Origin of the sequence: Hwanghaeella sp. 1Z406, from assembly GCF_048892425.1 — a bacterium.
GTDB lineage: Bacteria > Pseudomonadota > Alphaproteobacteria > UBA8366 > Aestuariispiraceae > Pacificispira.
Genome location: NZ_JBLZHU010000001.1, coordinates 831,349 through 856,828, shown reverse-complemented (window position 1 = coordinate 856,828; position 25,480 = coordinate 831,349). Strand labels below are relative to the sequence as shown.

General features: G+C 55.9%; 23 protein-coding genes and 1 tRNA gene. 9 read left to right on the top strand and 15 right to left on the bottom strand.

Going from position 1 to position 25,480, the window contains the following annotated elements; translation table 11 throughout:
- Positions 1-17: 17 nt before the first annotated feature.
- Positions 18-1,007 (bottom strand): TRAP transporter substrate-binding protein DctP, encoded by a 990-nt coding sequence (gene dctP / locus ACOSDR_RS04005; RefSeq protein WP_420724176.1) that lies wholly within the window; start codon positions 1,005-1,007, stop codon positions 18-20.
- A 155-nt stretch (positions 1,008-1,162) separates the two neighbouring features.
- Between dctP and ACOSDR_RS04000 the strand changes: the two genes are divergently transcribed.
- From ACOSDR_RS04000 to ACOSDR_RS03975, 6 genes are all read left to right on the top strand, one after another.
- Complete coding sequence (locus ACOSDR_RS04000) at positions 1,163-1,828, top strand: GntR family transcriptional regulator (RefSeq protein WP_420730435.1); 666 nt, start codon at positions 1,163-1,165, stop codon at positions 1,826-1,828.
- A gap of 151 nt (positions 1,829-1,979) precedes the next feature.
- The gene (locus tag ACOSDR_RS03995) at positions 1,980-3,500 is read left to right on the top strand and encodes a 4-hydroxyphenylacetate 3-hydroxylase family protein (protein ID WP_420730434.1); all 1,521 of its coding nucleotides are present in this window, start codon (positions 1,980-1,982) and stop codon (positions 3,498-3,500) included.
- Between the two features lie 8 nt (positions 3,501-3,508).
- The gene (locus tag ACOSDR_RS03990; protein WP_420724179.1) at positions 3,509-4,681 is read left to right on the top strand and encodes a LysR substrate-binding domain-containing protein; all 1,173 of its coding nucleotides are present in this window, start codon (positions 3,509-3,511) and stop codon (positions 4,679-4,681) included.
- 28 nt (positions 4,682-4,709) lie between these two features.
- On the top strand, positions 4,710-5,126 hold the full coding sequence (locus tag ACOSDR_RS03985; RefSeq protein WP_420724180.1) for a RidA family protein: 417 nt from the start codon (positions 4,710-4,712) through the stop codon (positions 5,124-5,126).
- Between the two features lie 3 nt (positions 5,127-5,129).
- A complete protein-coding gene (locus ACOSDR_RS03980) occupies positions 5,130-5,804 on the top strand; it encodes a DUF1028 domain-containing protein (protein WP_420724181.1) in 675 nt (224 codons plus the stop codon).
- 42 nt (positions 5,805-5,846) lie between these two features.
- On the top strand, positions 5,847-6,776 hold the full coding sequence (locus tag ACOSDR_RS03975; protein ID WP_420724182.1) for a LysR substrate-binding domain-containing protein: 930 nt from the start codon (positions 5,847-5,849) through the stop codon (positions 6,774-6,776).
- On the opposite strand, the gene argE is transcribed toward ACOSDR_RS03975, so the two are convergent.
- From argE to ACOSDR_RS03955, 4 genes are read right to left on the bottom strand one after another with little or no spacing between them, the layout of a single operon-like run.
- Positions 6,771-7,928, bottom strand: a complete 1,158-nt coding sequence (gene argE, locus ACOSDR_RS03970) for an acetylornithine deacetylase (protein ID WP_420724183.1) — start codon at positions 7,926-7,928, stop codon at positions 6,771-6,773. The two genes, ACOSDR_RS03975 and argE, sit on opposite strands and share 6 nt — an antisense overlap.
- Positions 7,929-7,984: 56 nt before the next feature.
- Positions 7,985-8,590, bottom strand: coding sequence for a biotin transporter BioY (locus tag ACOSDR_RS03965; RefSeq protein ID WP_420730433.1), 606 nt, complete (start codon positions 8,588-8,590; stop codon positions 7,985-7,987).
- A complete protein-coding gene (locus ACOSDR_RS03960; RefSeq protein WP_420724185.1) occupies positions 8,529-9,125 on the bottom strand; it encodes an energy-coupling factor transporter transmembrane component T in 597 nt (198 codons plus the stop codon). The genes ACOSDR_RS03965 and ACOSDR_RS03960 overlap by 62 nt, the downstream gene beginning before the upstream one ends.
- Positions 9,113-9,847 carry an energy-coupling factor ABC transporter ATP-binding protein gene (locus ACOSDR_RS03955; protein ID WP_420724186.1) on the bottom strand — a complete coding sequence of 245 codons (735 nt, stop codon included), beginning with the start codon at positions 9,845-9,847 and terminating at the stop codon, positions 9,113-9,115. The genes ACOSDR_RS03960 and ACOSDR_RS03955 overlap by 13 nt, the downstream gene beginning before the upstream one ends.
- 328 nt (positions 9,848-10,175) lie before the next feature.
- On the opposite strand from ACOSDR_RS03955, the gene ACOSDR_RS03950 reads away from it, so the two are divergent.
- Positions 10,176-12,245 (top strand): NAD(P)-binding protein, encoded by a 2,070-nt coding sequence (locus tag ACOSDR_RS03950; RefSeq protein ID WP_420730432.1) that lies wholly within the window; start codon positions 10,176-10,178, stop codon positions 12,243-12,245.
- 27 nt (positions 12,246-12,272) lie between these two features.
- On the opposite strand, the gene ACOSDR_RS03945 is transcribed toward ACOSDR_RS03950, so the two are convergent.
- From ACOSDR_RS03945 to ACOSDR_RS03935, 3 genes are all read right to left on the bottom strand, one after another.
- A complete protein-coding gene (locus ACOSDR_RS03945) occupies positions 12,273-13,370 on the bottom strand; it encodes a hypothetical protein (RefSeq protein ID WP_420730431.1) in 1,098 nt (365 codons plus the stop codon).
- Positions 13,371-13,593: 223 nt separating this feature from the next.
- A tRNA-Pro gene (locus tag ACOSDR_RS03940) sits at positions 13,594-13,670 on the bottom strand.
- Between the two features lie 91 nt (positions 13,671-13,761).
- Positions 13,762-14,253, bottom strand: a complete 492-nt coding sequence (locus ACOSDR_RS03935; protein WP_420730429.1) for a GFA family protein — start codon at positions 14,251-14,253, stop codon at positions 13,762-13,764.
- Between the two features lie 138 nt (positions 14,254-14,391).
- Between ACOSDR_RS03935 and ACOSDR_RS03930 the strand changes: the two genes are divergently transcribed.
- Positions 14,392-14,721, top strand: coding sequence for an ArsR/SmtB family transcription factor (locus ACOSDR_RS03930; protein WP_420724190.1), 330 nt, complete (start codon positions 14,392-14,394; stop codon positions 14,719-14,721).
- Here ACOSDR_RS03930 and ACOSDR_RS03925 read toward each other — a convergent pair.
- Positions 14,712-16,124 carry a mechanosensitive ion channel family protein gene (locus tag ACOSDR_RS03925; protein ID WP_420730428.1) on the bottom strand — a complete coding sequence of 471 codons (1,413 nt, stop codon included), beginning with the start codon at positions 16,122-16,124 and terminating at the stop codon, positions 14,712-14,714. The genes ACOSDR_RS03930 and ACOSDR_RS03925 overlap by 10 nt on opposite strands.
- 251 nt (positions 16,125-16,375) lie before the next feature.
- On the opposite strand from ACOSDR_RS03925, the gene ACOSDR_RS03920 reads away from it, so the two are divergent.
- Entirely contained in the window at positions 16,376-17,584 is a 1,209-nt protein-coding gene (locus tag ACOSDR_RS03920; protein ID WP_420730427.1) for an MFS transporter, read from the top strand.
- A gap of 797 nt (positions 17,585-18,381) precedes the next feature.
- On the opposite strand, the gene guaA is transcribed toward ACOSDR_RS03920, so the two are convergent.
- The 6 genes from guaA to serS all read right to left on the bottom strand — a co-directional run bounded on the left by guaA (position 18,382) and on the right by serS (position 25,421).
- Positions 18,382-19,950 (bottom strand): glutamine-hydrolyzing GMP synthase, encoded by a 1,569-nt coding sequence (gene guaA / locus ACOSDR_RS03915; protein ID WP_420724193.1) that lies wholly within the window; start codon positions 19,948-19,950, stop codon positions 18,382-18,384.
- Positions 19,951-21,095: 1,145 nt separating this feature from the next.
- A complete protein-coding gene (locus ACOSDR_RS03910; protein ID WP_420730426.1) occupies positions 21,096-21,491 on the bottom strand; it encodes a RidA family protein in 396 nt (131 codons plus the stop codon).
- A 13-nt stretch (positions 21,492-21,504) separates the two neighbouring features.
- Entirely contained in the window at positions 21,505-22,623 is a 1,119-nt protein-coding gene (locus tag ACOSDR_RS03905; RefSeq protein WP_420730425.1) for a peptidoglycan DD-metalloendopeptidase family protein, read from the bottom strand.
- A complete protein-coding gene (locus tag ACOSDR_RS03900; RefSeq protein ID WP_420730486.1) occupies positions 22,616-23,260 on the bottom strand; it encodes a protein-L-isoaspartate(D-aspartate) O-methyltransferase in 645 nt (214 codons plus the stop codon). Before ACOSDR_RS03900 ends, ACOSDR_RS03905 begins: the two co-directional genes overlap by 8 nt.
- 86 nt (positions 23,261-23,346) lie before the next feature.
- Entirely contained in the window at positions 23,347-24,132 is a 786-nt protein-coding gene (gene surE / locus ACOSDR_RS03895) for a 5'/3'-nucleotidase SurE (RefSeq protein ID WP_420730424.1), read from the bottom strand.
- Positions 24,133-24,137: 5 nt separating this feature from the next.
- Positions 24,138-25,421, bottom strand: a complete 1,284-nt coding sequence (serS, locus tag ACOSDR_RS03890; RefSeq protein ID WP_420724197.1) for a serine--tRNA ligase — start codon at positions 25,419-25,421, stop codon at positions 24,138-24,140.
- Between the last annotated feature and the right edge of the window lie 59 nt (positions 25,422-25,480).

The following is a 25,480-nucleotide window of genomic DNA, read 5'->3' as shown; positions in this document are numbered from 1 at the left end:
GACATTCAACGTTCTGCTTACTCGACTGAAAGTGCCATATCCAGCAGCGCCTGGCCGTCTGGAACAGACTCAACGAAGGTCTTGTAGGAAGATGTCTTTGCAACATCACGCCACATCTGGAATTCCGCTGGCGTCATTTTCGCGATTTCAACACCGGCCTCTTTAAAGACACGAACCGATTCCGCATCTTCCTTTTTGGCTTCGTCCAGATAATAAGCCTGAGCCTTTGCAGCCCCTGCCTCCAATGCCGCCTTCTGAGCATCGTTTAATCCATCAAAGGTGGATTTGTTCATCAACAGCGGCTGATACATGAACCACAACGCAACATCACCAGCAGGCGTGTAGCATTTCACCTGTTCGTAAATCCGATAGGAAACGAAAGAAGAGGATGAGGTATTGGTGGCTTGCAGTACCCCGCTTTGCATCGCGGAATAGATTTCTGAAGACGCCATGGAGGCAATGGACGCCCCCGAAGCAACCAGCATCTCTTCGAATGCCTTACCGGCGGCCCGAATCTGAAGGCCTTTCACATCATCAGGTTTGGTGATGCAGCCCTGGGTACTGGCAAATCCACCGGCCAGATAGCCATGGACCAGAACCATGACATCATCGCTGGCCAAGATGTCTTCGATCTTACCCATAAAGGGCGATTCATTCAGTCGTGCCGCATGGTCATGGTTTTTCACCAGGCCTGGCATCAGCGTCAGGTTATATTCCGGATGCTGACCCCCCGCATAAGACAGCGGGAACACAGTCATGTCCAACTGACCCCGGGTCATTGGCTTGTACTGTTCTTTGGCCTTAAACAAAGATCCCGACGGAAAAATCTGGATCGACAGATCCACATTTGCCGCCGCCACTTCATCCGCGACGATCTGCGCAACCTTGTGGCGCACATCAGACGTTGACCATTGGTGGGATAGACGGAGTTCTTTCGCGAAAGACGGGCTTGTCACCCCGGCAATCAGTGCGACCGCCGCAAGCGCGGCGCTTACCTTAAACTTCATAGCGTTCTCCCCTAAAAGGAATGATATTATTATTTCTTTCCATCACGCTGTTATCAGCGCGTTGAAGAGCAGCCTAAATCGACTGCATCCAATGTCAATGATAATGTATACAATTTCGATTTGTCGCCCAAACAATGCGGTGATACCTTAAGATCATGACGATACGAACCGCTGATATGGTCCGGGAAAACCTGGAACAATTGATCATCACCGGCGCCCTGGGAAATGGCGACCGACTGGACGAGGTGCGTCTGGCAGCGCAATTTGATGTATCACGCACCCCGGTACGCGAGGCTTTACAAATGCTGACCGCTACGGGTCTGGTCGAACATATCCCAAACCGGGGCACATTCGTTCGACACCCGGATTTTCCAGAAATGATTGAAATGTTTGAAGTTATGGCAGAACTGGAAGCCTTGTGCGCGCGCCTTGCGGCCCGCCGGATCCAAACCGCACAATTAATCAAAATTCAAGAAGCAGCTGCCGCCTGTGAAAATGCGCTGCAACACGGCACGCTGGATGATTATTATCTGGAGAATGAGAGATTTCATTTCCTGATTTATCAGGCCAGTGGCAATGGCTTCCTGGCGGCAGAGGCGACAAGGCTGCAAAAGCGCCTGAAGCCATTCCGGCTGATGCAATTGCGCGTCCGGGGCCGCATGAAACAATCCATGCAGGAACATCGTGAAATACTGGCGGCGATCCAAGCCGGTGACGAATCCTTAGCCGCAAAAGCCTTGCGGGGTCACGTCAAGATTCAGGGGCAACGGTTCAACGACCTGATGGCCAGCTATACCCAGGATACCGCCCAGGCCGGGTGACGCATTTAAGCTAAGTCGATCAAAATGGATTAGCCTTATCCTAATCAAGGATGTGGAAAGCCGTGCTTTATCTTAGCCCCAATCTTCCGCCACACTGACTGCAGCACAGAATCCCGTACGGGATGCAATTTTTTGGATGTGGAGCAGACCAATGATCAGAACAGGCGACCAATACCGCGATTCCATTCGGGATAACCGCGAAGTTTATATGAATGGCGAACGGGTAAAAGATGTCACCCGCCATCCCATGTTCAAACCCCTGGTCGATATCCGCGCTCGCATATACGACATGGCCCATGACAGCGAAACCGCCGATGTTATGACGGTTGAGCAGGACGGCGAAGTCAACGCGGTTGGCAACGCCCTGCCCTATACTCAGGAAGACTGGTGGGCCAAGCGCCGCGCGACCGACACCGTGCTGGAAACGATTGGCGGTGTCGTCACCCGCGTGGGAGACGAAACCGTCGGCGAAATGTGGTCACTGTATGATGGTCAGGACCTTCTGAACGAAGTCGACCCTCAGTTTTCAAAGAATATCCAGAGCCATATCAAGAAAGTACTGCACGAAGACCCCTTCCATGTATCGGCCAATACCGATCCCAAGGGCGACCGATCTCTGGCCCCACAGGATCAGGATCCGGACATGCTGTTGCATGTGGTCAAGGAAACCGATGCTGGCATTGTCGTGCGGGGCGCGAAATATGAAACGGCAGCAGCCTATGCCAATCAGGCCTTCACCAAGCCCACGATTGCCAATTGGGGCAATGCGGAAATGTCCGACTATGCTGTCGGCTTCATCTGTGACCTGAATTCGCCTGGGTTGAAATTTATCTGCCGCGGTGGATTTGCCGGGACGCGCGGGGATGAGCGGGACTACCCCCTGACCAATCGCTTTGATGAAGTCGACACCATCGTTATCTTCGATAATGTTCTGATCCCCTGGGAAAATGTGCTGTTCTATCGCCATACCAAGGCGGCAACTTTTATCCGGGCGACGCTGCATCGCTATTCCGCCTTCGCCTTTGTACAGCGCACCCTGAAACAGGCCGACCAGATGATCGGAACCGCCCTGTTCAATGCGCGCCAGACCGGCCTGGAAAAGCAACAGGCGGTTCAGGAAAAGCTATCCCAACTGGCGATCTGGCGTGAAGGCATCAATGCGCATCTGACCGCCGCCATTGCCCTGGGCGAACGATCCCCCGCAGGGCTGTTGATGCCCAATCAATCCCTGCTGATGACCGGGCGTTGTCATGCCCTGGATAACCTGCCGGCCATGATGCATATCGCGCGGGAATTATGCGGGGGACAAATTTGCGTCACCCCCAATGTCGCAACCTTTGAATCGCCGGAAACCAAGCCCTGGATGGATAAATACTATACCATCAATGACAGCTGGATGGCGGAGGATCGGCGCAAGCTATTGGCCTATGCCCGCGACCTGCTGAATTCGGACTATGCCGGTCACCGACTGACCTTCCAGCTTTTTGCGCAATCTCCGCCTTTCGCCCAATATGGGGCCGTCTATCGCAATTTTGATTGGGATGGGCCGCTGAGCTTTGTAAAGGCGGGGGCCAATCTTTCTGACACCGTGGTGAAAGGCTTCAAGCCCCGCAACAGCGACTGTGCAGTTCACCAATATTATGGCGAGCAGCTAAAAGACGCCGCGGAATAGGGGAAGTCATGGACGGCATCATCGATCTGGACCTGCGGGACCGCTTTCTGGGCGGGATGAGCCATGCGGCCTGCACGGTCAATATCGTCACCACCAATGGACCAGCCGGTCATGCGGGGGTCACGGTCTCAGCCATGGCATCGGTCTCTGCAGATACGCCCCGCCCGACCCTGCTGGTCTGTGTCCATCACAAAAGCCCCGCTGCGCAGGCGATCATTGATAATGGCGTGTTTTGCGTCAATGTGCTGCGCGATGATCAATCCTATATCTCCGACACATTTGCGGGACGCTTTCGCGATGATGTTGCAGACAAATTCGCCTGTACCGAATGGACCAAGCAAGTGACCGGCGCCCCCAGGGTGAAGGATCCGCTGGTCGCCTTCGACTGTCGGGTATTGAGTTCGGAACGTGTCGGCACCCATCATGTATTTATCGGAGAGGTGGAGGATATATTCTCCGCCGGGCGTGGATCGCCCCTGATCTATGCCAATCGCACCTATGGACGGACATCGCGGATTGATCCCGTCGCCTCAATAGAGGCCGGATTGATCAATGCCGAGGGAAGCCTGCGCATCGGTTGTTTCCACACATTCGGTCCCTTTGTTCTGCCGGAAGTCTTGAGCACAATCACACCGCAACTGGATGTTGAACTGACATTGGTGGAAGGCGATCACCGCCGCATTCTGGAGAGTCTGAAATCCGGTGAGACGGATATCGCCTTGATGTATGATTTCGATCTGGGGCGGGATATTGAGACGGAACTGCTGAACGAACTGTATCCCTATGTCCTGTTGGCGGAAAATCATCCCCTGGCGGCGCAACAGAGCCTGTCACTGGCCGATCTGGTAGCGGAACCCATGATCCTGTTGGATGCCCCGCCCAGTGCGGATTACTTCCAATCGTTGTTTACCAAGAATGGCATGTCGCCCAATATCCGCTATCGATCCGCATCGTTTGAGATGGTGCGCGGCATGGTGGGCCGTGGTCTTGGATTTTCCATTCTAGCAACCAAGCCCGCCAGTGATATCAGTTACGATGGCTGTCCCCTTATCACGCGCCCCTTGACCGATACGGTTGATCCCAGCCGCGTTGTCCTGGCGACCCGCAAGGGAAAGCGTCTTCCGAAACCAGCCCAGGCTTTCGCCAGCCTGTGTCGTGATATGTTTAGTCCTGAAACCTGACCCAACCCAATCTGTGAACGGAAACACTATGGCCCATACCCGCATTCGAAAATTCAACACCGCCGATACCTATCCGGAGCAAAATCTGGACAATGATCTGTGCCAGGCCGTGGTGACACAGGGCGGCAAGACCGTCTATCTGCGCGGTCAGTGCCCGCAAAACCTGGATGATGCCAAAAATATCGACAGCCATGATCCGGTGGAACAGACCCACAAGGTCATGCAGAATATCAAGCAATTGATCGAAGAAGCCGGTGGCACGATGGAGCATCTGGTGAAAATCGTCGTCTATATCACCGATGTCCGCTATCGGGAGGCGATCTATCGCACCATGGGCGAATATATCAAAGGGGTTCATCCCGTTTCCACAGGCCTGGTGGTACAAGCCCTGGCGCGCCCGGAATGGTTGGTTGAAATCGACGGCACCGCTGTCATACCGGAGTAACCGATGACCTTTTCCCTTGTTGCCCGTTGCAAAGAGACCGGCATGTTCGGTATCGCCATTTCGTCTTCCTCTCCTGCTGTTGCAGCGCGGTGTTCCTATACCCGCGCGGGCGTTGGCGCGGTTGCCAGTCAGAATATCACCGATCCGACACTGGGGCCGGGTGCGCTAGACCTGATGCAAGGGGGCCTCAGCGCGCCAGAAGCCATCGCAAAGCTGCAGGCGGAGCGGAACTTTATGGACTATCGTCAAGTTTTGGCGATTGATACGGCGGGCAAAACGGCAATCCATTCCGGCACTCGGGCGCTTGGCATCTGGACACAGGCCGAGGGAATTGATGTCGCCTCCGGTGGCAACTTGCTGGCCAATGACACGATTCCACAAGCCATTGTGGACGGGTTCATGGCATCCAAGGGGCATCTGGGTGATCGCCTGATCGCTGCCATGCGGGCCGGGTTGGCGGCAGGCGGTGAAGCCGGTCCCGTCCATTCCGCAGGCCTGCAATTATGCGATACGGTCGCCTGGCCCGTTGCGGATTTGCGCTGCGATTGGACCGAAGACTGCCCGATTGAGGCCATCGCAACCGCCTGGGACGTCTATAAGCCGCAATTGGCAGCCTATATACAGCGCGCCCTAGATCCGACGGAGGCCCCGTCTTACGGCGTACCGGGCGATCTTTAATAGTGTCTTGATTTTCGTCAGCGTTAAGGTTTAGTGGCATCTATGCCGCTGCGATTCACATTCAGACAGCTTGAATATCTCGTTGCCGTTGGGGAGGCAGGCAGCATTGCGCTCGCCTCTCAGCGGATCAATGTGTCCTCCCCCTCTATCTCGTCAGCCATCTCTCATCTAGAGGCGGAATTGGGGATGCAGCTATTCGTGCGCCAACATGCCCAGGGCCTGTCCCTGACGCCAGGCGGACAGCGCCTGTTTAACGAGGCGAAGCAAATCCTGCATCACGCGGCCTCCCTAACCGATCTGGCCGGCGATATCCGCACAGTACCGCGTGGGCCGATCTCCATTGGCTGCCTGAACACCGTCGCACCCTTTATCTCCGCTGCGATCCGCCGCTCCTTCGAGGCAGACTACCCCGATGCGGAAGTGACACTGCGTGAAGCCCATCAGGCGGAATTGCTGCATATGCTGGGCCGTGCGGAAATCGACATCGCCATTACCTATGATCTGGAGATACCCAGCGATATAGAATTTCAGCACCTGATCGCCCTTCCCCCCTATGTCATGGTCGATATAGACCATCCCCTGGCGCATCAGGACAGCATCATATTGGACGATATGCGCGATGACCCAATGATCCTGTTGGACCTGCCATTGAGCCGCGAATATTTTCTGTCCGTGTTTCATGCGGCAGGAATTCGCCCCAACATCGCGCAACGCACATCGGATCTTTCCGTCGCGCGCAGTCTGGTGGCAAACGGATTTGGCTATTGCCTGATCAATTTCCGCACAAAGACCAGAATTGCACCGGATGGGGAGGAACTGACCTTCCTGAAGCTATCTGGCAATCATCGCCCGATGGTTTTGGGACTGGCGACAAAGCGCAGCGAGCATGTCCCGCGCGTTATCTCCGCCTTTACAGAACATGTGCAAAAGCTTGCGGAAAAGGGCACCCTGCCCGGCATGGCCCCGCTATAGGCCATCCCGCAAACGCGCGATCAGGGCATCCAGCATCTGATCGCATTGCTGTAATTGCACCAGGGTAACAAATTCGTCTGGCTTATGTCCCTGTGCCATAGAGCCAGGCCCGCACACTACGGTGGGCAGGGATAGGCGTTGTGTAAACAGCCCCGCCTCCGTTCCGAAGGCCACTTTCATCGTGGCATTGGCCCCGGTCAAGGACTTCACAAAGGCAACGACGTCGGAAGATTCGGGTGTTAACAAGCCAGGGTAACTATTTGTTATTTCAAAGTTAATTGAAACTTCCGGATAGTCGTCTGAATGCCGGGCTACAATGTTGTCAGCCGCCGCGCGAATGCGGTTTAAAATCTCCGCCGGATCATCCTGTGCAATATTTCGGATTTCAAAATCCAACTGACAGTGATTGGGGACAATGTTCAACGCAACGCCCCCCTGGATCAGGCCAACATGAACCGTGCTATAGGGAACATCATAATCGGCATCCTGGGCATCGCTTGCTGCCAGTGCCGCCTGCTCCTGGCGCAGCACCGCGATCAGATCCGTTGCCAGATGAATGGCATTCAGTGCCTGGGGGGCCAGGGCGGAATGCCCCTCTCGCCCTGTGCAGGTCGCCCGGATGACGGTCTTTCCCTTATGCCCCGTCGCCACCGCCAGAGAGGTCGGCTCCCCCACGATACAAAAACCGGGCTTGAACGGCGCATCGGCCAATACATCCAACAGGGACCGCACACCGATGCAGCCGATCTCCTCATCATAAGACAGGGCCATGTGCAGCGGCGTTTTTAGATCGTATTGGGACGCGCGCACCATCGCCGCGATGGCGCAGGCGACGAACCCCTTCATATCCGCCGTGCCGCGCCCATAAACCTTGCCGTCTTCCTGGGTCATCTGAAACGGGGGCTTGGTCCAGGCCTGCCCCTTTACCGGCACAACATCCGTATGCCCAGATAACAGCACGCCACCCGCCTGATCCACTTGCCCAATAGTGGCGTAAAGGTTGGCCTTTGTACCGCTCTCATCCCTCAATACTTGGACCGTCGCACCCGCTTGGCGCAACACATCCTCCACGAACAGGATGAGATCCAGATTGGGCTCCAAACTGACGGTGGGAAAAGCTAGAAGACGATCTAAAATGTCGAGGGTTTTCATATAATATCTCTTAGAATGTGAACTACACCTATCTTATCAGGTGCCGATGCATCATTTTATTCTGATAGGCTCGGTCTGGCGCGTCGGACCTCACGGTTTATATAGGCAGCTAGGATAGCCTTGAGGATATCCCCAGGGATAAAGATGGCAACGGCGAGAACAGCCTTCAGCAGAGACAGCTCAGCAATGATCATCAGCCCGACAATTCCAAAAACATAAAGCAAGACGATACCGCCCAAAAGGCTCGCAATCACACCTGCGGTCATAACGCCGAGCCGAGTTGTCGCCCTGAACACCAGTCCAATCGCGATAACGGCAATGGGCCATCCAACAAAAAAACCGACAGTGGGGCCTACAAACACACCCAGCCCACCGCGTCCACCCGCGAGCAGGGGAGCGCCGAGTGCAACGACTCCGATAAAGACGATGATTGAAAGCGCCCCGCGCCAGGGGCCAAGAATCAGCCCTGCCAGCATGACGCCCAGTGTTTGGGCGGTTATTGGAACGCCACTGGCAATGGGCAAAGTAATCTGGGGAATCAATCCGAGGGCGGCGATGAATGCCGCGAAAAGCGCAACGCGGGTTACTGTATTTTCCATTCTATTTTCTCCGATCAAAGCCGCCACGGGCGACCAGTGCTTCAGCGGTGCGATCCGCATCATCTATCACTGATATAACAAAGGGTGATACGAGTCGCCAAAGTGGGCGGCGGGGTGAGCGGGCGCGCCAGCTTTCCGCAAGGAATTGCCAACGTTCTGTCAGCATTGGTGCGAAACGCAAAGTCATAGCAATGACCACGCCAACCGGGCGGGTCGGCAGTCCGATCCACCGGAGCGGCGCCAGAATGCGGTCCAGCACGGCAAGCATGCTAGCCAGCGGAATCGAGGCTGAAATCACTGTGGCGAGCAGAACCAGCGTGGCGATTCGCAGGCAGACAGTAAGACCCAGCACCCAATCCCCCAACAGTCCATGGGCCGCAAAGGCGAGGAGCAGCATTTGTCCAGGCGCGCGCAACGCGGAATATAGGCCGTGGGCGCGGGCAAGTATGGTCAGGATCACGACGCAGGCGAAGACTGCGATCAGAAAGACAGGCCTGTCTATCAGAAAGACGAATACATTGATAAGAGCCAGCAATAAGAGCTTCAAACCTGCGGGCAAACGGCGCAGCCATTGCGCCTCAATATTTACATTTCCCACGATGACTCTCTTTCTACGGCTGCCTGCATCGCGACGGCGAAGGCGGGCAAGATGGATTCCGGTCGACCATCGGCATGAATCCTCCCTTTCTCGATCCACAACACTCTGTCGAAATCGTTCAGGCTATCGATGTCATGGGTGATCATAAGGACCTGATGGGGCAGATCCGCAATGAAACGCTTCAGGCGGCTTCGGGTTGGAATGTCCAATCCATTGAAGGGTTCATCCAGCAGGATCACTTTCGGCTGCATGATCAACACCGCCAACAGGCACACCAGACGGCGCTGACCTTCTGACAGGGTCGCGACGGCGCGATCGCGCCAATCGGCGATCCCATAGTGCTGAAGCAACGCCATAACCGTGGAATCAATCCGCTTCGAAGAGGTGCCATTTTCGCTCAGACCAAAGGCAATTTCCTCAAAAACATTGGGACACAGGATCTGATGATCCGAGTTCTGAAACAGAAAGCCGGCAACAGATAAGGAGTCAAAGTCGCGTTTTGCGGGGTCGCGACCATAGAGCCGCACAGTCCCGGATGAGGGGCGCAGTATTCCCTTTATAAGACGCGCCAATGTCGACTTTCCCGATCCATTTCGTCCAACAATCGCAACTCGGTGCTGTGTTATCGACAGATCAAGATCATGCAGAACCGTCTGCCCACCGCGATCAACCCGGGCCTGTTTCAGGTGAATACCGGTTTCAACGCTGATATCTGAAGTCACGAGCTGTATCCATTATGGGCAGTGAAGGCGCCATCTATCGCATATTGTCTCGCTGAGTCCCAGACGCGAGGCAAAGTATTATTTTGGCCGAGGGCGTCTTCCGGCCTCTCTTGTGCCATGAAGCCACGTTATCGGCTCACAATGTACGCTGCTGTCAAATTCAGCGTGAAATTTAGTGAAACCTGACCTCAGATATTCGCACTACATCAAGTCTTGCTTACCAGCGCGATGGTTAGTCTTTACCTAAGCTGCGCTTCCGAACACGATGCTTTTGCAGAGGAATGGAATTGCCCAACCTCCGCAAGGCAGCAAAATAGGGAATTCAGACGTGGCACGGGATCCAAGATACGACATTTTATTTGAACCACTGGCAATCGGTCCGGTTACAGCCAAGAACCGATTCTATCAGGTGCCGCACTGCAATGGTGGTGGCTATCGCGACCCATCGGCGGCGGCAGAAATGCGTGGCATCAAGGCCCAGGGCGGCTGGGGGGTAATCTTCACCGAACAATGCGAGATGCACCCGACATCTGAAATCACCCCCTTTATCGAATTGCGCCTGTGGGAAGATCAGGACATTCCGATGATCGCCAAAATGGCCGACAGGATGAAGGAACACGGCGCCTTGGCAGGCATTCAACTGGCCTATTCCGGGATCAATGGTCCAAATTTCTATACTAAAGAAGTCCCCATGGCCCCGTCTGCCCTGCCAATTCGGACCTTTACCAATGACCCGGTGCAGGCACGGGCGCTGGACCGTCAGGACATCAGGGATCTGCGTCGCTGGTTTGTTACCGCCGCGAAACGCTCCCGCACGGCAGGGTTTGATCTGATCTGCCTGTATGGCGCCCATGGGTTTGGCATTTTTCAGCATTTCCTGTCCCGCGCCACCAACCATCGTACCGACGAATATGGCGGCAGCCTGGAAAATCGCTCACGCTTCGTGCGCGAAGTGATTGCTGACCTAAGAGATGCGGTCGGCGATTCGATGGGCCTGACCTTACGTGTTTCCCTGGATGAAATCACCGGCGATCTGGGGTTTGGCAATGCGGAAGTCCGCGATTTCATCGAAATGCACTCAGATCTGCCCGATTTATGGGACCTGGCCCATGGCACGTGGGAGGATTGCTCCGGCCCCTCCCGCTTCAAGGAAGAAGCGGCGCAACAGGATCTGGTGCAGGGAATCAAGGCGCTGACCAGCCGTCCCGTCGTTGGCGTGGGGCGTTTCACCAGCCCTGATGTCATGGTGCGGCAAATCAAATCCGGCATCCTGGATTTCATTGGATGCGCGCGCCCCTCCATTGCGGACCCCTTTCTGCCAAAGAAAATCGAAGAGGGCCGTATCGAGGATATTCGCGAATGCATCGGGTGCAATATCTGCATCACCGGCGATATGACCATGTCCATCAGCCGCTGTACCCAGAACCCCACCTTTATGGAGGAATGGCGCAAGGGCTGGCATCCCGAAAGAATGAATGCAAAAGGCGACAGTTCGTCCGTTCTGATTATCGGTGCAGGCCCGGCAGGACTGGAAGCAGCCCGCGCCTGCGCCGAGCGGGGCTACGATGTCGCCCTGGCAGAGGCACAATCCGAAATTGGGGGGCGTGTGGCGAGGGAGCGCCTGTTGCCTGGCCTGTCTGCCTGGGGGCGCGTGGTCGACTATCGCGCCTATCAATTATCCCAGAAGGGCAATGTCGAGACATATCTGAACTCCTCCCTGACGGCGAACGATATCCTGCAATTCGGCTTTGAAAATATCGCCATTGCCACGGGGGCAAGCTGGCGGCGCGATGGGGTGGCGCGTCAGCATGTATCGCCCCTGCCCATCGATCCCGCCTTGCCCCTGTATACGCCAGACGACCTTATGGCGGGTAGCATTCCGACCGGCACTGTCGTCCTGTATGATGATGATCATTATTACATGGGGGGCGTACTGGCGGAGTTGCTGGTTCAGAACGGTGCCACGGTTGTGCTGGTCACGCCTTCCGCCTATGTGTCGGACTGGACCAACAATACCCTGGAACAGGCCAGCATTCATCGAAAACTGGCCATGATGGGGGTTGATATCCAGCTGAACCGGGGCGTGGTGGCGATTGGGGCAGATCATGTCCTGACCAATTGCACCTATACGGATGTGACCCGCCCGATACCCTGTGATGCCGTTGTCATGGTGGCATCGCGCATCGGAAACGATGGACTGTATCAGGCCTTAAAGGCCCGACAGGACGATTGGCCGGATGCCGGGTTAAAATCCGTGAAGCTGATCGGGGACGCCAATGCGCCGGGGCCAATTGCCTGGGCGACCTATGCCGGTCACCGGTATGCCCGTGAATTGGATGAGCCAGACCGTGGCGACGCGCTATCTTTCCGGCGGGAGATTACGGCCCTGGCGGAGTAGATTTGTCCTGGCAGCCTCTGTTCCGGCCTAAATCTCCACAATCTCAAAGGCGCTCAGTCTCTGTATCATTTCCTGATCCAGCTCTTCAGTGCGCCAGTCCATATTCGCCTTCACCCAGCTTTTCTGGGTTTCGCGAATTCCCGACAGGATATCCGCCTGCTTACCCGCCAGGACAGCCTTCGGAAGAATTGGCAGATCCTCATAAATCTGCTCCAACATCTTACGACGTTCGCCCCGGAAACTTTCTTCAGATTCTTTCCAGACCTGACATAAACGTGTCCAGCCATCCAGAATCCAGGAGATCTTTTGGACACGGTCAGACATATCCCGCATCGCCTTATCGGATTGGCTCAGGGTCGCAGCCAAATCAATTTCATATCCCCAGCAAGCGTCCATTTCCCGCAATGCAATGTCACTGGTCAATGCCGCAGCCTCAATCACGCCTCTTCCAACGAATTGAACTTCTGGCGGCTCTTTCGCCAGATGCTCTTTGATTTCATCGATCATCAATTGAATATTGCTATAGGTCTGGGTCAGATAACCCGGATATTCTGTTTCTCTGGCACCGATTGCCCAGATGATATTGGCCCATAGCTGGAATTTCCGCATCAGCTCTTCGGATGTTGTATTCCACTTTTCGCTGTAACGTTTGAACTGCTCTTTGGCCTGAGATTGGCCGTCCTCCGTCATCAGATCATTCACATCCAGTTCGATAGGATCAGTACTCAAGACCCTTAATGCCCGCAGGATCAGCAAACACTGGTTGTAGGATATGACCGTACGTTCATCTTTCAGCGCCTTCTTTGCCGCCTTCGCCTTTGGGACGCCGCCATAGCCCTTGGCGTCCACTTCCATCACGATCCGCCGCAAATCAAAGGGCGTAAAGGTTTGAGCATCGGTCAAATGCTCCAACAAGGCCTGATCATACAAATTCAGATCAATCGTCCCGGAAAGAGCCTTAAATGGAACGACATAGGTGCCCTTACCACCACTCAGCGCCGGCAGAAGAAACTCCCTTTCCTCCGCAACTTCGCCCCGTAAACGCGCGTTGCGGGCCACGTCCGTGGTAAAAGGAACCGTCACGCCCCGTTCTTCAAATGTGCTAGGTAAAAATAATGTCGCCATTGCCCCCATCCTATGCAAAAGGCGTATTATAATTTCGCTAAGGTGGCAATTGGAAAGAGTCTGGAAACCTCAGCCCAATCCAAAATTACTGTGATGCGCCAGTTCACCAGTATTGCAGGGATGCAAGATCTTTTCGTCATCGCTGAGGTCATTCCTCAGGTAACAAATAAATGCACTCCCTCGTCGGCAGAGAAAGCGAAATGCATTTGATTTTCAGAAAAAATGGTCGGGGCGGCTGGATTCGAACCAACGGCCCTCTGCTCCCAAAGCAGATGCGCTACCAGGCTGCGCTACGCCCCGACATGTGCGGTCTCCCGCGCCCGATTGCTCAGGTGGCGCAATGAGTATTGCGTCGCGGGGGGAAAATCAACACTTCCGTTGACCTGTAATGTCACTTCTCGCGATTTTTTAGGGCCATAAAGCGCTTTTGGCTGGATTCCGGCCATTCTTCGCGGGGTTTATAGTATCCGGGATGTTGCGACGCCCCCGGCGGAATGATCACCCAGGGCTGTTTAGAGTCGGTATAGATGTGAATATCTGGCGGCGCGCATTCCGGATTGTCCAGTGTCCCAACCCGCACGAAGGCGACAGCTTCCCCCGCCCCGGCATAATGGCTCCAAACCGCCATACGACAGGTTGGGCAGCGATGGATAATCTGACCCTTTCCGCTCTCACTGGGGGTCATGATGACTTCCGGGGTGCCTGTGATCACCTCGACATGACTGCTTTCGATCATCGCGTTCAAGGCAAAGGCGGACCCTGTTTCACGCTGGCACCAATGGCAATGACAGCAATGGACGAACATTGGCGGGGCGGTTATCGCATAGCGTATCTGTCCACAACTGCATCCGCCCTCTTGTCGCCACTGTGCCTGTTCCTTCATCAGACGCCCCTTCATGTAAATGTGCAGTTTTTGTTTCACTATGTCGAAATATGCTTGAATTCCGTTTGCGGTTCCCCCTACATAGACCCTGCGATCTAGAAGTAGCGTATTTTGGTGACATTTACCATGGTGGGGACCATGACAACAGCATGCTTGAAAGCGGGTCAAACGACTCCGATAAGAGAGAGTTCTGCCGTCGATATCGATTCGGCGGCTGCGGCGCTTCGTGCCATATCAAATGTGCATAGATTTATGATTCTGTGTCTTCTGGCAGAGCAGGAACACACTGTTGGGGATCTGGAACGGGCGGTCGGAATTCGTCAGCCCAGCATGTCCCAACAGCTGGCGCGGTTGCGGGAAGACGGTATCGTGTCTTGCACCCGGGACGGGAAATCAATGATCTATGCCCTGACTGATTCCAGGGTCAGGCAGGTGATTTTGACGTTGAGCACGATCTATCATCGTTGATCGTCCGACGGCGCTGTAGTGCCTGACGATGGCGGAGGTTCCGTTGCGTCTGAATGACCCATCTTCGAAGCATCTGGCTTGGGGGACAGGGGTTCTGTGTGCATATAGACCGGAATTGGCACGCTGGACCGGATGTGAAGATCACGCTGCCCGAATGGGAACTCTATCCCGTTGTCGCGGTACATCTGCCAAATAATCAACAGAATTTCGCTGCGGACATTCACCACGCCCGCCTGGGGATCATCAATCCAGATCCGCATTTCCAGTTCCAGGGCATCGTTCCCGAAATTCATGAAACGACAGACCGGCGCCGGATCGGTCCGGACACGCGCGATGGAACGCGCCGCCTGAACGGCCAGATCCATCGCCAGCTTCACATCTGAGTCATAGGATATGCCAATTGGAATCTTCAGGCGCACCAATGTGTTGGAATAGGACCAGTTTTCAACCCGTTGAGAGATCAGCTCTTCATTGGGAATCAGATGTTCTGTTCCATCCCGGGTGATCACGGAAACATATCGGGCGCGCAAGGAATTAATCCACCCGAACGTATCGCCAATGGCTATTACATCGCCGGGCTTTACAGATTTATCCATCAGCAGGATCAAGCCGCTGATCAGGTTGGAGATAACCTTCTGCAGACCAAAGCCGATCCCCAGGCCAATCGCGCCGGAAAAGACCGCCAAAGCGGTTAGGTCTATGCCGATACTGTCCAGGGCGGCGAAAATCGCAATGGCGATCAGGAGAATGCGGAAGGTCTTGCTGAGCAGCACCCGCGCAGACGGCGATAAGCTCTTGGAATTATGAAACCGGCTATCGACCATCTGGGATACCAGGCTGCCCAGCCATAGCAGCACGACCAGCACCACACCGGCCTTACACGCGCTCAGCACGGAAATCCGGACATCCCCAAGATTGACCCCCATCCTGTCCAGCGCCACCATTGTGGGTGTCAGGAGCCCCAGCAGATTCAAGGCGGCAATGCTCCAGGCGATGATCGCCAACAGCTTCGCCCAGCCAGGGTCGCGCACCGCGCCGGAAACCAATCGGATCACCACCCAGGCCGTTAACAGGCTGACCGCGCTTTCAATCAGGTGATTGGACAGTCCAGCCTCTTGCGCTGCAAAAACTGAAAACCATTGTAAAATCAGCCATATGAGCGGCAGTATCAGTGGCAACACGGTCCGGATTGCCACATCGAAAACGCGGGCAAACCTCAATTTGCCGATCTGATTTTCCAGCAGGCGTTTTACGGTCGGGGTCAAAAGCGCTGACAGGCCGAAGGCCACGACAATGATACCCGCCTGGACGACGGTGGATGGCACCAGAAGATTACTGTCGATCCACTGCCACACGCTCGCGATCAGCCGTTCAATCTCCGCCGCGTCCAGATACTTCTCCATTCCAACTCCCTTACATGATTTTGAATATCGTAGTGAGCATTCCGGTAAATTACTAGGCTGGTACTATGCTGGGGCGGATCACCTTAATTTTAAGGCGATACTCTGCTGTTTTATTCCATTTGGGAACTCAATATAGTGTCATGCAATTTATTCATTCCTGAATTTCATATAAATTGCGTCAAAACACCCCCTATTCTCCAATACCGATGACCGCCATATTGCGCTGCATCACATAGGGACGCGGAGTATCCATGCCGACAAAAGCAGAAATCATAACCAGCACGACTATTGCTGAAGACCCGCCGGTCTTGAGCCGCTGGCTGACATTTGCCATGGCGGGCGCGACGGGAATTGCTGTGGCCAATATTTACTATAATCAGCCGATGCTGGGCATCATGCAGGCGGAATTTCCCGGACAGTTGGCTGGGCTTGTTCCGACCGTCACACAGTTGGGATATGCGCTGGGCATATTCCTTCTTGTCCCCCTGGGGGATCTAGTCGAACGCAAGAAGTTGATCATCCTGCAGTTTGGTCTGCTGTTCCTTGCCCTGGCCGGTGTGGCCCTGGCCCCCAATGCGTCTGTGCTTCTGTTAACGTCCTTGCTGGTCGGGGTCGGTGCGACGGTCGCGCAACAGATTATTCCTTTGGCGGCGCATTTGTCGGACCCAAATAAAAGAGGCGCCACGGTGGGATTGGTTATGTCCGGTCTGTTATGTGGCATCCTTTTCAGTCGTACCCTGGCCGGGTTTGTCTCAACCCATTCCGGGTGGCGCGAAATGTTCGCCCTGGCCGTGCCAATGGCACTCGCCGCTTGTGCCGTAATGGCCTGGAAACTGCCGCGCAGTCACCCGGAACCGACAATGGGCTACCCTGCCCTGTTGGGATCGATATTGGGATTATGGCGGGAGTTTCCTGAACTGCGCGTGGCAACGCTGACGCAATCCTCTCTCTTCGCTGCGTTTAGCGTGTTCTGGACCATCCTGGTCTTCCAATTGGAAAGCCCGGCCTTCAATCTGGGTCCCGACGCAGCCGGCTTATTTGGAATTATTGGCGCAATCGGTATATTGGCTGCCCCCTTTGCAGGCAAACTGGCCGATAAGCGTGGCCCGCATATGATCGTGCTGTTCGGGACCAGCCTAACCCTGGTTTCATGGGTCATATTCGGATTCTGGATATCCATCCCCGGCCTGATCGTGGGGGTGATCCTTTTGGACCTTGCGTTGCAAAGCGCGATGATCCCCAATCAGCACATCATCTATGCCCTGCGGCCCAGTGCCCGTGCCCGCGTCAATACGATCTTCATCGGCAGCATGTTTCTGGGTGGCTCGCTAGGGTCCGCCCTCGCCTTGCAAATCTGGACGGCGTTCGGGTGGACCGGGGTCTGCCTGCTGGGTGGCGGCTTCTGCGCCATAGCAACGGCATTGCAACTCGTCCGTTGGTCTGCACGTCGCTCCCGGTAAAACGCCGCACGCACAATTACACTACACGATATGGGCTACGGCATCAGCCTCTCTCTGCTTTTGCCCCGTTTAACATTAGTAAAACAGGCTGTTTGTGAAGGGACTTCATCCCAGTATCCACGCCCATAATTCTGGAACATAAATGCTGGGGGCCCGCATTCTTGATGGAGTTGGCCTAAGGTTGTTTTGGTTGGATAAACATTCGGATAATCCTCAGGGATATACAGCGATCAGCCATACCAATATTCGATATCACGATAATTGTCTTTTGGTCCTGATAGTTCAGTTCTTTCCCGATCCTGTGTGCAGTCCGACCATGCACCATTCACCGAGCAATCACCCGGCCTCACTTCAAATTATTCGATGACTTTACTCGGAGCCTCCCCCGTAAAATCTTCAATAACCTTATAGCCATATGGTTTGGTATTCAGACTTCTTTCGAAGTCTCCGAAAGACCCGCGATCAACTGTCTGGCATCCCATAAGGCTCGCAATGAAGAGCAATACAAAAATGTAAGTGTTCTTTTCATCTTAACTGACAGCTTGATTAAGATTTTCGATATCGACTATAAAGACCCAGTCTATTCTTCTGATTCCTGCCTTCAGCGACCAAGCCTTTGATCATACAAATGGCTCTACCCATTTCAATTCCTCACGAAATTGCTGCAATTATGCCCAATATGTGCAAAATAGGCTGTAAGGGCCGATGCGCTGAGGGATCGCTTCGGGCGTTGGCTTCCGGGCTGCGGCGTCACCATGCGCACATTCAGGTCAGCACTCTCGGGTTCGGCCCTTACCTTACTCCCACTCAATCGTGCCGGGCGGCTTGGACGTTACATCATAGACCACGCGGTTGATGCCGCGGACCTCGTTGATGATGCGGGTCGCAACACGGCTGAGGAAGGCGTGTTCGAACGGGTAGCTGTCGGCGGTCATACCATCAGTAGACGTCACCGCACGCAGGCCGCAGACATGATCATAGGTGCGCGCATCGCCCATCACGCCGACGGTCTTGACCGGCAGCAGCACGGCAAAGGCCTGCCATATTTCATCATACAGGCCCGCATTGCGGATTTCTTCCAGATAGATCGCATCGGCCTTGCGCAGGATATCCGCCTTTTCCTTATCCACGGGGCCCGGTATGCGGATGGCAAGGCCCGGCCCCGGAAAGGGATGGCGGCCGATCATGCTTTGCGGCAGGCCAAGCTCCAGGCCCAAAGCGCGCACTTCGTCCTTAAACAATTCGCGCAGCGGCTCCACCAGCTTCATATTCATCCGCTCCGGCAGGCCCCCCACATTGTGGTGCGACTTGATGGTCACGGACGGGCCACCCGCGAAGGAAACGCTTTCAATCACATCGGGATACAACGTGCCTTGAGCCAAGAAATCCGCGCCGCCAATCTTGGTCGCCTCCTCTTCAAAAACATCGATGAACAGGCCCCCGATGATCTTCCGCTTCTTTTCCGGATCATCAACCCCGGCCAGCTTGCCCAGGAACAGGTCAGAAGCATCCCGATGCACCAGGGGGATGTTGTAATGATCCCGGAACAGCGTGACGACCTGATCGGACTCGCCCTGGCGCATCAGTCCATGATCGACATAAATGCAGGTCAAGCGCTCGCCAATTGCCTCATGAATCAGGACGGCAACCACAGAACTGTCCACCCCGCCCGACAGGCCACAGATGACCCTGCCGGTTTCGCCGACCTGACGGCGCACGCTTTCAATCGCCTGTTCCTTAAAGGCGGCCATGGTCCAGTCGCCGGTACAGCCGCAAACGGAATGTACGAAATTTGACAGCAGCTTGTGCCCATCGGCGGTGTGAACCACTTCTGGATGGAACATGACACCATAGAATTTGCGCGCCTCATCGGCGAAAATGGCAAAGGGGGCCCCTTCGCTGCGCGCGACAACCTTGAAGCCTTCAGGAATGTCGATGACGCGATCCCCGTGGCTCATCCAGACCGTTGGCGTATCGCCGGGTGCCCACAGACCATCATACAGGCTGCACGGCTCCAGCACATCCAGGGCCGCACGGCCGAATTCATGATGATCCGACGTGCTGACGACACCGCCCAATTGATGGCACAAGGCCTGCTGACCATAACAAATGCCCAGGATCGGCAGGCCCAGATCAAAGACCATCTGAGGCGCACGGGGGGTATCGGAATGGGTGACACTGGCCGGACCACCGCTGAGAATGATACCCTTGGGCGCAAAGGCGCGGATTTCATCATCAGTGATGCTGTTGAATGGGTGCACTTCGGAATAAACACCCGCTTCGCGCACGCGCCTGGCGATCAACTGGGTGACTTGGCTGCCGAAATCGAGAATGAGAATACGGTCAGCGGCGACAATTTCGGTCATAGGGGCAGATCTTTCCCAGATTTTGCCTGAAAACAGGTAGGGGGCGCGGAAGCGATCAGATAGCGCGATTCAGCCGCAGGAACAAGCCAGCAGCCGGGATTTTCGCGCATAAATACCACACCACGGAACCACCGTCAGAGCATGCGAGCGCCGAACACTCCCCGCGCTCTGAGGAGCCCAACGTCTCGCTGCAAGCATCCCCCTCCCCGTCACACCTGCGCAGGCGGGTATTCAGGGGCCACCCGCACCGTTCGTGCCTACCGCCCTGGATCCCGGATCACGTCCGGGATGACGATAGTGGGGGAACGCAAAGGGCGCGGAGAAACGCAGAGGGCGCAAAGGCAAATACAGGCACGTCTCTCCCGCGAAGGCGGGAGCCCAGGGCCACCCGCACCGATCATGCCCGCCGCCCTGGATCCCGGATCACGTCCGGGATGACGATAGTGAGGGAACGCAAAGGGCGCGGAGAAATGCAGAGGGCGCAAAGGCAAATACAGGCTCGTCTCTCCCGCGAAGGCGGGAGCCCAGGGCCACCCGCACCGTTCGTGCCTACCGCCCTGGATCCCGGATCGCGTCCGGGATGACGATAGTGGAGGAACGCAAAGGGCGCGGAGAAACGCAGAGGGCGCAAAGGCAAATACAGGCACGTCTCTCCCGCGAAGGCGGGAGCCCAGGGCCACCCGCACCGTTCGTGCCTGCCGCCCTGGATCCCGGATCGCGTCCGGGATGACGATAGTGGAGGAACGCAAAGGGCGCGGAGAAACGCAGAGGGCGCAAAGGCAAATACAGGCACGTCTCTCCCGCGAAGGCAGGAGCCCAGGGCCACCCGCACCGATCATGCCTACCGCCCTGGATCCCGGATCACGTCCGGGATGACGATATTTCGAGACAAATACTCCCTCACCCTGAGGAGCGCAGCGTCTCGAAGGGTGATCTTTCTGTAAGCAGCCCCCTTACAGCGCATCCTTCGAGACGGCGCGAATGCGCCTCCTCAGGATCAGAATGGTGCTGAAAGTATGCCTAAAACACCCCCTTCCGCGCCCTTCGCGCCTGCTCTGCGCTCTTTGCGTTTTCTTTTCCCGTCACACCTGCGCAGGCGGGAGCCCAGGGCCACCCACACCAATCGTCCCTACCGTCTCTGAACCTCAGACGCGGCGTGCGACCATATCGATTTCGACCAGCGCACCTACTGCCAATCCGGTCACCCCGATCGTGGTGCGGGCCGGTAATTTACCGGGATGAAAATACTGTACATAAGTCTCGTTCATCACCGCATAGTCGCGCTGAAACTCGGTCAGATAGATACGGCATTGCACGACATCCGCCAGGGTTAGATCCAATCCCTTGAGGATCAGGATCAGATTGTCCATCACGCGGCGCGTTTGTGCCTCAATCCCTTCCGGCAATGGTTTCTGATCATCATTGGGGTCGGTTGGCATCTGACCGGTCAGGAAGACGAACCCATTCACCTCTGTCGCATGAGAAAAGGGCGCAACAGGCGTCGGGCCGCCTGCGATCATATGGTGCAGTATATCGGACACAGTGCCCCTCTCCTTAGCTGGTCAGTAACAGAGTGCGGGGGTCAATAGCCTGACGCCCCTTTCGGATCTGGAAGTGTACCTGGGGCGTTTCGACATTGCCCGTTGATCCCACCCGGGCGATAGCCTGCCCGCGCTGGATCACCTGACCGCGTGTCACCAACAGACTGTCAGCATGGGCATAGGCGGTGACATAGCCATTCTGATGCTTGATCAGGACAATATTACCAAATCCCTGCAGGCCATCCCCGGCATAGGCAACGACCCCGGATTCCGCCGCCCGGATCGGACTGTTGCGCGGGGCGGCGATATTAATGCCATCATTGTGCAGGCCCCGACCTTTGGCGCCATATCCTGAGACAACCTTGCCCTGCACCGGCCACAAGAATCCCTGTCCCGTCATGGGGGGAGGACGGGGAATGGGGCCTACCAGACGGGGCGGCGCGTTTGGCTTGGCGGGGGGATAAACCACCTCGCCCGGTCCATAGCTTGCCTGCTGGGGGGGTGACGGTTGTGGGTCGGCAGCAGTTGGATCGGAAGAAGCCGGCGTTTCATCCTGTCCAACGGGAGAAGACGTGCCAGAGGGCGGCAATGGTTCCTGGGATATCGTCCCATCATCCGGGGCGGACGGGCTTAACGCGACGGTTTGTTGGCGCACCGACCCGGTCTGGGCTGGAATATTCAGCCTTTGCCCAACCTTAATCCGGTACGGGGATGGTATCTGGTTAGCCCGCACCAGTTCATTCATCGCCACGCCATATTGCCGGGAAATGCCGTAAACTGTTTCTCCTGGGCGCACTGTATGCAGCCGCACTGCGGGGATGCGCAGGCGCTGCCCCACCAACAGATCATAAGGCGGCGTCAGATTGTTTTCGACAATCAGGCTGCGCAAGGGAACGCCGTATTCTCGGGAAATCGCATATAATGTCTCCCCCCGGGCGACACGATGGATGCCGTCTTCCGGTTGAGCGACCGAGACACTGGACGAGCCACCAACGGTGTTTGCGGACCCGGTGCCGCCGCTCGGCACGCTGGACCCATCGAATATCCGAACCTGCGGACCACCGCCAGAAGAGCACGCCCCCAACAACAAGATCACCAACAGTCCAAATAGTGGAAGTGGAAATCTAGCCATTGCCCGCCTCCACCCCCGGCAGCAAGGGGACGAAACGCACGCCGCCAAGCTCTTGAAGCTCTAGCCCAGTCTCCGCCTTAATGCCCAGCAACAGTGTCTGGTTCTCCCCGTCGGGGCCCACCGGCACGACAAGCCGCCCGCCGATTGAAAGCTGATCGATTAAAGCCTGCGGAATATCCGGCGCAGCGGCGGTTACAATGATGCGATCAAAGGGGGCCTGCTCTGCCCAGCCGACTGCCCCATCCCCAAATCGGGTGCTGATATTGTGCAGATCAAGGATTCGAAACAGCGACTCTGCCTCTCGCAGCAGAGGTTTGTGGCGCTCGATCGTATAGACGCGCCGCGACAGCTTGCTTAACACTGCCGCCTGATAGCCCGACCCTGTGCCAATTTCCAAAACCTTGTGGCGGCGGGTCAGGTCCAGTGCATCGGTCATCCGCGCAACGATCAAGGGCTGGCTGATTGTCTGTCCACGCCCGATGGGCAGCGCGGAATCGTCATAGGCATGCCGGGCAAAGGTTTCTGGCACGAACAGCTCACGCGGGATCGCTTCCAGGGCTGCCAATACAGTCTGGTTCAAAATCCCGTTCTGGCGCAGCCCCAAAATCAGCTGCGCGCGTTCGGAGACCATATCCATCTCAATATCGATGTCTCTTGCCCCGATATCAGTTCCCCAACATCCCTGACCCGACCGAGGCCAGACCATAGCACCTTGCGTCAGGTTTAAAGCGCTTCGGCGGCTCTATGCAAGAGGTCCCTGTCGGTTCTGTCCAGCGTCAATGGCGTGATCCCGATCCGACCGGCTTGAATTGCGGCTGTATCCGTGCCGGATTCCAACGATCTGTCACCATCCTGATGGTGCAAAATATATCGCCCCTGCGCAGCTTCAACAGCGACATAATGCATCGTATCAACCGATTGACCCTGGCGACACAATTGCGGTTCAGAATGCATGACACGGGATGGAAAATTAACGCCATATGCCCCGTTAGGCGCAAAGCCAAACCAGCAAATACGCCCCAGAACGGCCGGTAAATGCTTGCGCACATCATCCCAGGTATGGGGCTCCACAGGGTGACCGGAAACATGGTCCGCACTAAAGGCAACGGCTGGCACACCATTGGCCGCCGCAGATATCGCCGCCCCGACAGTCCCGGAATAGATCAGGTCCACCCCGATATTCAAACCGTGATTGATACCACTGAGCACCAGATCAGGCGGGGCATCCTTCATCACCAGACGCAGGGCTGCCAGAACCGTATCGGCGGGTCGACCGGTAACGGCATAGCGTCGCAGCCCCCTTTCCTGCACCTCAATCTCGCGACGCAGGGAAACCATGGCGGATGCCCCACTGTGCCCTTCTGCAGGGGCACAGACCCACAATTCCCCCACCATCGGGCGTATGATTTCTTCCAGAACCGCAAATCCTGCGGCATCAATGCCATCGTCATTGGTCAGCAGGACCCGCGCCGTGGGCAAATCAACGGATCGCAGATCCGGCTCCATCATCCGCCTCACGCCTTGCCAACTGGTTGAATGACATCCTTGCCACCCATATAGCCGCGCAGCACCTCTGGCACCGTGATCGATCCATCGGCATTCTGATAATTCTCCAGAATGGCGACCATGGTGCGGCCTACCGCCAATCCCGAGCCATTGAGCGTGTGGACAAACCGGGTGCCCTTCTCTCCAGCGGTGCGGAAACGCGCCTTCATGCGCCGCGCCTGAAAATCCCCGCAGTTTGAGCAGCTGGAAATTTCGCGATAGCGGTTCTGTCCGGGCAGCCAGACTTCGATATCAAAGGTCTTGCGAGCGCCAAACCCCATATCCCCGGTGCACAGCATCATTGTACGGAAAGGTAGGCCCAAAGCTGTCAGAATACCCTCAGCACAAGCGGTCATGCGGTCCAGTTCAGCTTCAGACTGATCGGGATGAACGATGGAGACCATTTCAACTTTGGAAAACTGATGCTGGCGGATCATGCCCCGTGTATCCTTGCCCGCCGCCCCTGCTTCTGACCGAAAACACGGTGTCCAGGCCGTCATGCGCTTTGGCAGGTCGGCCTCGTCATAAATCTTTTCCGCTGCCGTATTCGTCAGCGGCACTTCCGCGGTGGGAATTAACCAGAAGCCATCATCCGTATGGAACAGATCCTCAGCGAATTTCGGCAATTGTCCGGTGCCATACATGGCATTGTCCCGCACCAGCAGAGGCGGAATGACTTCGGTATAGCCGTTGGTTTCGGTATGGGTATCCAGCATGAAACTGGCAATCGCCCGCTCTAAACGCGCTAAGGCCCCCCGCAGCAAGACAAACCGCGCACCGGACATGGTGGCTGCCGTTTCAAAATCCATCAGGCCCAGCGCTTCGCCCAGATCAAAATGTTCCTTGGGTGCAAAGTCTTTCGCAACAGGTTCCCCGACGCGTCGGACCTCAACATTCTCCTCTTCCCCACCACCATGAGGCACATCCTCATAGGGAATATTCGGCAAGCCCGCCAAAAGGGCATCCAGCGTTTCCGCCAGCAGGCGTTCTTCTTCCTCCGCCTTGGCCAGGCCGTCCTTCAACGATTGCACTTCCGCAATCAGATCATCTGCGTCTTCGCCCTTGGCTTTGCGCTGGCCAACTTCCTTCGACGCTGTATTGCGGCGGTTCTGTATCTCCTGCATGCGTGTCTGGGCACCACGCCGGGCCTCATCAAGGCGCAGAATCTCAGCGGATGCAGAGGAAATCCCACGACTTGCCATTGCGGCGTCAAAGTAGTCCGGGTTATCCCGAATGACTTTCAGATCGTGCATTCTCTCTCTCCTTATCCACGCATGGGAACCATCCCCCAAATTGATGGAGGCGTTATAGG